This is a genomic window from Bacillus sp. TE9106W (assembly GCF_054062215.1).
Window position 1 is genome coordinate 49,560 of sequence record NZ_JBSSFA010000023.1, and the last position, 8,847, is coordinate 58,406.

The window sequence follows — 8,847 nt, forward strand, 5'->3', positions numbered from 1 at the left end:
CTCTACTTACAATGCTTTTTCTAATAATTTACGTTTGGCAAAAATCATGCGCCCCGCCGATGTTTGTAACACACTCGTAACAAGTACATCAAGTTGTGAGCCTACATATTCTCTACCATCTTCTACTACAATCATCGTGCCGTCATCTAAATATGCCACACCTTGATTTTGTTCTTTTCCATCTTTTACAACATAAACACTTAATTCTTCACCTGGGAGTACAACAGGTTTAATTGCATTAGCTAAATCGTTAATGTTTAACACTGTTACCCCTTGTAATTCAGAGACTTTGTTTAAGTTGAAATCATTCGTTACTACCGTTCCACCAGTGATTTTCGCCAACTTTACAAGTTTGCTATCCACTTCCTGAATATCATCAAAATCGCCTTCATAAATTTCTACCGGAATCGGCATCTCTTTTTGAATACGATTTAAAATGTCTAATCCTCTGCGACCACGATTACGTTTTAAAGCATCAGAAGAATCGGCAATGTGCTGAAGTTCTTCTAACACGAATTGTGGAATGACAATTGTTCCTTCTAAAAACTTTGTTTGGCAAATATCAGCAATACGTCCATCGATAATTACACTTGTATCGAGAATTTTCCAATGTGCTAAAGATTCTTCTACCTCATTTTCTGGTTCTTCATTCTCGCTATTATTATTTTTCTTCTTCCCACGTTGTGGTAATGTAAATAACCCTAGCAATTCATTCCTCTTTTTAAACCCTACTTGGAATCCTAAATATCCTAGTAAAAGAGTAAAGAACACTTGCAACACTGTACTAATAACTGGAATTGTAAATTCACGAATTGGTATTAAAATTAAATACGCAACAATAAGCCCAGAGATTAAACCTAATGTACCAAATAAAACATCTGCTACAGGCGCTTTTACAAGAGCCTCTTCAATATGCTTAATAAGTTGAACAATATAATCTACAAGCCAAAATGTTGTTAAAAATAAAATAATTGCACCAATAATTGCACGAACATACGATCCTTCCAACAAAGGAACGGCACCGATGTCTAATACGTTAATAACTTTTGGGATTAAGTAAATCCCTAACGCTCCTCCGATTACTAAAAAGAAGAGCTGTACAATCCGTTTTAACATCCAACCACCTCCTACTCATTATTAACCATTGTTTCGCTAATCAAAACGCCGAATGCAAAAGCGGACGTGTTTTTTTATAAATAGTTTTATTTACCAATATATCATATCATATACCAAAAATGTTCTAGTGTCGTTATATTATGGAATCAATGTAATATTCTTAATTGTGTCTACTCATATAGAGATGCTCTTGAATTCTTTTTAGGCCTTCTCGTATTTTCTTCGCCCTGACTTCCCCAATTCCTTCCACATCATCTAATTCATTAATCGTTGCACGACAAACGCCTTGCAAAGTTTTAAATCGATTAATTAAATTTTCAATGATAAGTGGTGGAACACGCGAAATCTTACTTGTGATTCGGTATCCTCTCGGCGTCACACTTTCTTCTAAACTCATTTGTCCCGGGTATCCAAGCAATTTAACTAAATCACTATCCTCTAGAAGTTGTGTATTCGCAAGTTCTTGTAACTTTTTCAAAATTTGATGATGGTCTTGTGTTTTTTCTTGATAGTAATCTTTAATTAATAGCGCCGCTTCTGCTTCTAAATCGGCTAGTAGTTCCGTAAGTTGTAAACGAATTAACCTACCTTCTGTTCCCAATTCATGAATATAGCTCAATATTTCATTTTTAATACGTAGTACCATTTCAACACTATGTAAAACATGAACGACCTCGGACATTGTAACAACCTCTTCAAATTCTAGAATACCCAAATTCGTAATTCCATCATTCCATACAGCCTTATATTTTTCTAACGTTTGAATAGCTTGATTTGCCTTTGTTAAAATAACACCTATATCTTTTAGTGTATAACGTAAATTCCCTTGATATAGCGTAATTACGTTACGTCTTTGTGAAATAGCCACAACAAGGCTGCCTGTCTGCTTTGCTACACGCTCCGCCGTCCGGTGGCGCATACCCGTCTCGATAGAGTCGATAGATGACTCTGGAACTAACTGTGCATTCGAAATCAAAATTTTACTTCCAGTTTCATTTAAAATAAGTGCCCCATCCATTTTTGCTAATTCGTATAAACTAGCCGGGGAGAATGCACAATTAATATGAAAACCTCCATCAACAATACTTTTAATCTGCTCATTATATCCAAGAACAATTAATCCTCCTGTTTGTGCGCGAAGTACATTATCTATCCCTTCGCGCAGTGGTGTTCCCGGGGCCACAAGTTGTAAAATATTAATCATACTTTTGACACGTTGCTTGTTTTCTTCCATAGCCTAGCCTCCTAATGTCAAACGAAGCGCTTCTCCTAAATTAGATACACCAACTACCTCAATCCCATCCGGAATTGTCCATCCTCCCAAATTTTTTCTAGGAATAATAGCACGTTGAAATCCTAATTTAGCTGCTTCTTGTACACGTTGTTCAATTCTTGATACTCTTCTTATTTCTCCAGTTAATCCTACTTCTCCTATTACTGCATCGGTTGGTGCTGTAGATTTATCTCTGAAACTTGAAGCTATACTTAAAGCGACAGCTAAATCAATAGCTGGTTCATCTAACTTCAAACCACCTGCTACTTTTAAATATGCGTCCTGATTTTGCAATAATAAGCCTGTTCTTTTTTCTAACACCGCCATAATAAGCGATACACGGTTATGATCAATTCCCGTTGCCATTCTTCGAGGGTTTCCAAAACTAGTAGGAGAGATTAATGCTTGTATTTCTACTAAAACTGGTCTTGTTCCTTCCATTGAAGCAACCACTGTTGATCCCGCAACCCCCACTGGTCTTTCCTCAAGGAAAATCTCAGAAGGGTTTAATACTTCTGCAAGACCAAGTTCTTTCATTTCAAAAATACCCATTTCATTCGTAGAACCAAAGCGATTCTTTACTGCTCGCAAAATACGGTATGTATGATGACGGTCTCCTTCAAAATAAAGAACTGCATCGACCATATGTTCTAACATACGAGGTCCTGCAATTGCTCCCTCTTTTGTCACATGTCCAACGATAAAAATAGGGATTCCTTTCGTTTTTGCAAGTTTCATTAATTCCGCTGTACATTCACGAACTTGTGCCACACTCCCCGGCGCTGATGTTACCTCAGGTAAATGTATTGTTTGAATAGAGTCAATAACAACAAAGGCTGGGTTCACCTCTTCAATGTGTGTTGCAATTCGCTGTAAATCCGTCTCTGATACAACAAATAGATTACTACCATTTACATGTAGACGATCGGCACGCAGTTTAATCTGTTTTGCTGATTCCTCACCCGATATATATAGTACATCATATGAAGAATCCGCTAATTGCGATGATATTTGTAATAGTAACGTTGATTTTCCAATCCCGGGGTCTCCACCAATAAGTACTAAGGATCCATCTACAATCCCACCACCAAGTACACGGTTAAATTCTTGGAATTTTGTTTCAATACGCGCCTCAGACTTTGTTTCCACTTCTGTTAGGCGCCTTGGTTTTGTTACTTCTGTTTGAATTGCATTGGCATAATTAAGGCGTCTTGATGATACAACCGGTTCCATCTCTTCAACAAGCGTATTCCATTGACCACATCCAGGACATTTCCCCATATATTTTGGTGACTGATAACCACACTCTTGACATGTGAATTTTGTTTTCTTTTTAGCCATATCGTTTTATAGTTCACTTCACTTTCATCTATAAACAGTTTATCCTTCTCGTACAAGAAAGAGGGCTATCTCGTAGCCCTCTTAGTTTGTCTATACTTATTTTACCTTTTCAGCACTATGAATGACAAATGATTCTCCTTCAACATCAAAGATAACTTTCTGTCCTTTCTCAATAGCACCTTTTAACAGTTCTTCGGATAGTCTATCTTCTACATGTTTCTGAATCGCTCTACGAAGCGGGCGAGCACCGTACTCTCGGTCAAACCCTTTATCAGCAATAGCCGAAATTGCTCCTTCTGTTAAATGCAATTCAATTTCTTGCTCTTTTAAGCGATTTACTAACTGATTTACCATAAGTGTTACAATCTCTTGAATATGTTTTTTCTCAAGCATATGGAACACGATAATTTCATCAATACGGTTTAAGAATTCTGGACGGAAGGCTTTTTTCAGCTCATCCATTACTTTACCTTTCATATCCGAATAATCGCGGCTCTCATCTTGTACGTTAAATCCAAGATGCTTATTACGTTTTAACGCCTCTGCACCAACGTTAGATGTCATAATAACAATTGTATTGCGGAAATCAACTGTACGCCCTTTCGAATCTGTTAGGCGACCATCTTCTAATACTTGTAGTAAAATGTTAAACACATCAGGATGAGCTTTCTCTACTTCGTCTAATAGGACAACTGAATATGGCTTACGGCGAACCTTTTCTGTTAATTGTCCACCTTCTTCATATCCAACATACCCTGGAGGAGATCCAACTAAACGAGAAGTAGAATGCTTCTCCATGTACTCAGACATATCGATGCGAATCATTGCATCTTCATCACCGAACATAGATTCTGCTAACGCTCTTGCTAACTCCGTTTTACCTACACCTGTTGGTCCTAAGAAAATAAATGAGCCAATCGGACGTTTCGGATCTTTCAATCCTGCTCTAGCACGGCGAACAGCTTTCGCTACAGCTACTACCGCTTCATCTTGACCAATAACACGATCGTGAAGGATGGATTCTAAGTTTAATAATTTATCAGTCTCTGTTTGTGCAAGTTTAGAAACCGGGATACGAGTCCATGTAGAAACAACATTTGCAATATCTTCTACTGTCACTTCTGAGTTTTCTTTTCCTTGTTGTTCTTTCCATTGACGCTTCGTATCTTCTAACTTCTCACGTAAACGTTGTTCCATATCACGTAAGGAAGCAGCTTTTTCAAACTCTTGACTTTGTACAGCTGCATCTTTTTCTTTTCTAATTTCCTCAAGCTTCACTTCAAGCTCTTTTAGATTTGGTGGTGTTGTATAGGAGCGTAAGCGAACCTTTGAAGCAGCTTCATCAATTAAATCAATTGCTTTATCTGGTAAGAAACGATCTGTAATATAACGATCTGAAAGCTTTACAGCTGCATCAATTGCATCATCTGTAATAGATACGCGGTGATGTGCCTCATAACGATCGCGTAAACCTTTCAAAATTTGAGTTGATTCATCTAAACTTGGCTCATCAACGTGAATTGGTTGGAAACGTCTCTCTAAAGCTGCGTCTTTTTCAATATATTTGCGATATTCATCTAACGTTGTCGCCCCGATACATTGTAATTCCCCACGAGCTAAAGATGGTTTTAAAATATTCGATGCGTCAATAGCACCTTCTGCTCCACCTGCACCAATTAATGTATGAAGTTCATCAATAAATAGAATGATATTTCCCGCTTGGCGAATTTCATCCATTACTTTCTTCAAACGGTCTTCAAATTCACCACGGTATTTCGTTCCAGCTACCACTGTACCCATATCTAGTGTCATAACACGCTTATCTCTTAAAGTTTCAGGAACTTCATTATTTACGATTTGTTGTGCTAATCCTTCCGCAATTGCCGTTTTACCTACACCAGGCTCCCCGATTAATACAGGATTGTTTTTTGTTCTACGGCTTAAAACTTCAATTACACGTTGAATTTCTTTACCACGTCCAATAACAGGGTCTAAACGATTTTCACGTGCCACAACTGTTAAATCACGTGCTAAGCTATCAAGTGTTGGTGTATTTGCATTTGTTGAAGAACCACCTTGGTGACCTGAACTTGCTTCATTACTTCCAAGAAGTTGCAATACTTGTTGTCTTGCCTTATTTAGGCTAACACCTAAGTTATTTAAAACGCGTGCCGCTACCCCTTCACCTTCGCGGATTAAACCAAGTAAAATATGTTCTGTTCCAACGTAAGAATGACCTAATTTACGAGCTTCATCCATAGACAGCTCAATAACCTTTTTAGCACGCGGTGTATAATGTACAGTTTGAGAAGCTTCTGTTCCGCGTCCGATTAACGCTTCTACTTCTTTTTGAACCTTCTCTGGACTTAATCCAAGAGCAATCAACGCTTTTGCTGCAATTCCTTCACCTTCGCGTACAAGCCCAAGTAAAATATGTTCTGTTCCAATATTGTTATGCCCAATACGAATTGCTTCCTCTTGAGATAAAGCTAATACTTTCTGTGCTCTTTCTGTAAATCTTCCAAACATCATAGAAATCGCCTCCTACTTGCGCTTAGTTTTTTTCAATACGTAATCGCTCACGGATTAAGGTTGCTCTTCGATAATCTCTTTCTTCTGGGCCTAAAGGTCCTCCTGCATATTGTTGTAAAATGCCTGGTTGTGTAAGAACCATTAGCTCAGTCAAAATATTTCTCGATATACCTTGTATATATCCTAAATCAATACCAAGTCGTAAATCTGATAAGCAATTGGCTGCTTCCGCAGATTGAATTAAACGACTGTTGGCTAGTATGCCATAAGAGCGATAAACTTTATCTTCAAGTTCAATACTTGAATTTTGTACAATTAATTCTCTAGCCATTTTTTCTTGCTGTATGATTTGTTGAATAACACTCTTTAAATCTGCAATAATATCTTCTTCAGATTTTCCTAGCGTCATTTGGTTTGACACTTGAAATATATTACCTAACGCTTCGCTACCTTCACCGTATATTCCTCTTACTACTAATCCTAATTTTTGAATTACCTGTATAATACGGCTAATTCTTTTCGTTAAAACGAGTCCCGGTAAATGAATCATTACGGAAGCCCTAAGTCCTGTACCAACGTTAGTAGGACAACTCGTAATATATCCAAGTGATTCATCAAAAGCATATTCAACCTCTTTCTCAATCCAATTATCTATTTGATTGGCACTTTGAAGGGCCTCTGATAACTGCAATCCTGAAAATAAGCACTGAATCCGAATATGGTCTTCCTCATTCAACATAACACTAATATGTTCGCTTTCTGACAATAGACACGCTCCATATTCTGTTCCTGCAAGGTTGGGACTAATTAAATGCTTTTCAACTAATACTCTCCTTTGAAGAGGCGTTAATTCATTCATTTTTAATAGTTCAAACTCTCCAAAAGGTTCTACCGTTTTATTTATAAATTCCTTTTTAAATAATTCTTGAATCTGTTTAGTTTCTTCTTCATTTTGCATAGTAGAGAATTGATATTTTTTAAAATTACGAGCCAAACGAATTCGACTACTTAAAACAATATCAGAATCAGGGCCATCCCCCTTCATCCATGGACTAATCGCTTCATTCATAATTTTGTCCAGTGACATAGAACTATTCCCCCTCTCTATGCTCACTAAGCTGATTTTCAAGATTTCTAATTTTATCCCTTACTTCAGCAGCTTTCTCAAATTCCTCTTTCTGTACGTATTGTTTCAGAATGAGTTTTAGTTCATCTAATTCTTTCTTTAAGTGAATATTTCCTTCTATACGCTCCGGAATTTTTCCACAATGATCTGTATGCCCACCGTGAAGACGTTTTAATAATGGCTTTAAGTGTTCCTTAAATGTATCGTAACAAGAAGCACATCCAAAGCGCCCAACCTTTGTAAATTGTTCATATGTCATCTTACAATCTGGGCATCTTAATATACTCGTATTCGAAAACCCATTTTTTCCTTCTTCAAACATTGTTGATTCACCGTGCAATAACCCAGCAAATAAATCATGGAATGAAAAGTTAGACTGCGATGATTGAAAGAAAGACGTATAGCCACTTTGTTCTGCACATTGCTCACAAAGATGAACTTCCGCCTTCTTCTCGTTGATTACTTTTGTATAATGTAAAGTTGCTGGTCTTATATTACAGTTTTGACAAGTCATCACTATCCCCACCTTTACAACAGGAACGATCTATCTCATAGTACTTTTCATACATTACTAGATTGTTCACTTTCCTTTATTCGTTTACATAAAAGTGCGTGTTCTTTTTTCAAAACCTCTACAATATTTAGCTATCTTATCCTCTTAGTTATTATCCTTTTACAAAAGCTGTATTTATTTATATTTCAGTGTTCTTAACATTGCGCATAATATTCGAGCCCTAAGTTCATCTCGAGAAGGAACATCCATTGATAATACAGAACGATCTAGTACGCTTAACATAAGCTTAGCTTCACGATTTGTTATGATTCCCTCTTCTATTAAACGTATAATCATACTTTCTGCATTCCCTTGCGCAACGCTATGATCAATCATATGAAGCATTTGATCAATAATGTCTATATCATCATGCAGTTTGACTTTTATAATGCGAATGTAACCTCCTCCACCACGTTTACTTTCTACTACAAATCCTCTTTCTAACGTAAAACGGGTATTGATTACATAATTGATTTGAGATGGTACGCACTCGAATCGATCCGCAATCTCATTTCTTTTGATTTCAATCACATTATTATTACTTAAGTCAATAACTTGCTTTAGATATTGCTCAATGATATCAGATATATTTCTCATTTATCCGCCACCTTTATTGACTTTGACTATCTTTGACTTTAATTATATACGTATTAATAAAATTTGCAACTCTTTTGCTTATTTACTATCCTAGCCACATTCCCCTATATTTAATCAAAATAATAATTATTTAAACACATTTTTTATTACTATGGATTATAAAAGAAAACACGAAAAAACACGAGTCATTTGACTCGTGTTTAGTTGCTTGGCGACGTCCTACTCTCACAGGGACAAGGTCCCAACTACCATCGGCGCTAGAGAGCTTAACTTCCGTGTTCGGTATGGGAACGGGTGTGACCTCTCTGC

The 8,847-nt window shown here is 36.9% G+C and carries 7 protein-coding genes and 1 rRNA gene; all 8 read right to left on the reverse strand.

The window, feature by feature from the left end; translation table 11 throughout:
* Positions 1-6: 6 nt before the first annotated feature.
* Positions 7-1,116 (reverse strand): PIN/TRAM domain-containing protein, encoded by a 1,110-nt coding sequence (locus ACVWY7_RS26155; protein WP_000919684.1) that lies wholly within the window; start codon positions 1,114-1,116, stop codon positions 7-9.
* 160 nt (positions 1,117-1,276) lie between these two features.
* Positions 1,277-2,350 carry a DNA integrity scanning diadenylate cyclase DisA gene (disA, locus tag ACVWY7_RS26160; protein WP_000392170.1) on the reverse strand — a complete coding sequence of 358 codons (1,074 nt, stop codon included), beginning with the start codon at positions 2,348-2,350 and terminating at the stop codon, positions 1,277-1,279.
* A gap of 3 nt (positions 2,351-2,353) precedes the next feature.
* Complete coding sequence (radA, locus tag ACVWY7_RS26165; RefSeq protein ID WP_001085212.1) at positions 2,354-3,730, reverse strand: DNA repair protein RadA; 1,377 nt, start codon at positions 3,728-3,730, stop codon at positions 2,354-2,356.
* 96 nt (positions 3,731-3,826) lie between these two features.
* Positions 3,827-6,262, reverse strand: a complete 2,436-nt coding sequence (gene clpC / locus ACVWY7_RS26170) for an ATP-dependent protease ATP-binding subunit ClpC (protein ID WP_000971179.1) — start codon at positions 6,260-6,262, stop codon at positions 3,827-3,829.
* A gap of 22 nt (positions 6,263-6,284) precedes the next feature.
* The gene (locus tag ACVWY7_RS26175) at positions 6,285-7,349 is read right to left on the reverse strand and encodes a protein arginine kinase (RefSeq protein ID WP_000050832.1); all 1,065 of its coding nucleotides are present in this window, start codon (positions 7,347-7,349) and stop codon (positions 6,285-6,287) included.
* A gap of 4 nt (positions 7,350-7,353) precedes the next feature.
* Positions 7,354-7,902, reverse strand: coding sequence for a UvrB/UvrC motif-containing protein (locus ACVWY7_RS26180; RefSeq protein ID WP_000128391.1), 549 nt, complete (start codon positions 7,900-7,902; stop codon positions 7,354-7,356).
* 174 nt (positions 7,903-8,076) lie between these two features.
* Positions 8,077-8,538 (reverse strand): transcriptional regulator CtsR, encoded by a 462-nt coding sequence (gene ctsR, locus ACVWY7_RS26185; RefSeq protein WP_001244563.1) that lies wholly within the window; start codon positions 8,536-8,538, stop codon positions 8,077-8,079.
* 206 nt (positions 8,539-8,744) lie between these two features.
* Positions 8,745-8,847: ribosomal RNA gene (rrf, locus tag ACVWY7_RS26190) — 5S ribosomal RNA — on the reverse strand; the annotation flags it as partial.

What these genes read in the sequence shown, in the direction of transcription:
- ctsR (WP_001244563.1), bottom strand. Translation starts at nt 8,538, where the DNA reads ATGAGAAATATATCTGATATCATTGAGCAATATCTAAAGCAAGTTATT.
- ACVWY7_RS26175 (WP_000050832.1), bottom strand. Translation starts at nt 7,349, where the DNA reads ATGTCACTGGACAAAATTATGAATGAAGCGATTAGTCCATGGATGAAG.
- clpC (WP_000971179.1), bottom strand. Translation starts at nt 6,262, where the DNA reads ATGATGTTTGGAAGATTTACAGAAAGAGCACAGAAAGTATTAGCTTTA.
- radA (WP_001085212.1), bottom strand. Translation starts at nt 3,730, where the DNA reads ATGGCTAAAAAGAAAACAAAATTCACATGTCAAGAGTGTGGTTATCAG.
- ACVWY7_RS26180 (WP_000128391.1), bottom strand. Translation starts at nt 7,902, where the DNA reads ATGACTTGTCAAAACTGTAATATAAGACCAGCAACTTTACATTATACA.
- ACVWY7_RS26155 (WP_000919684.1), bottom strand. Translation starts at nt 1,116, where the DNA reads ATGTTAAAACGGATTGTACAGCTCTTCTTTTTAGTAATCGGAGGAGCG.
- disA (WP_000392170.1), bottom strand. Translation starts at nt 2,350, where the DNA reads ATGGAAGAAAACAAGCAACGTGTCAAAAGTATGATTAATATTTTACAA.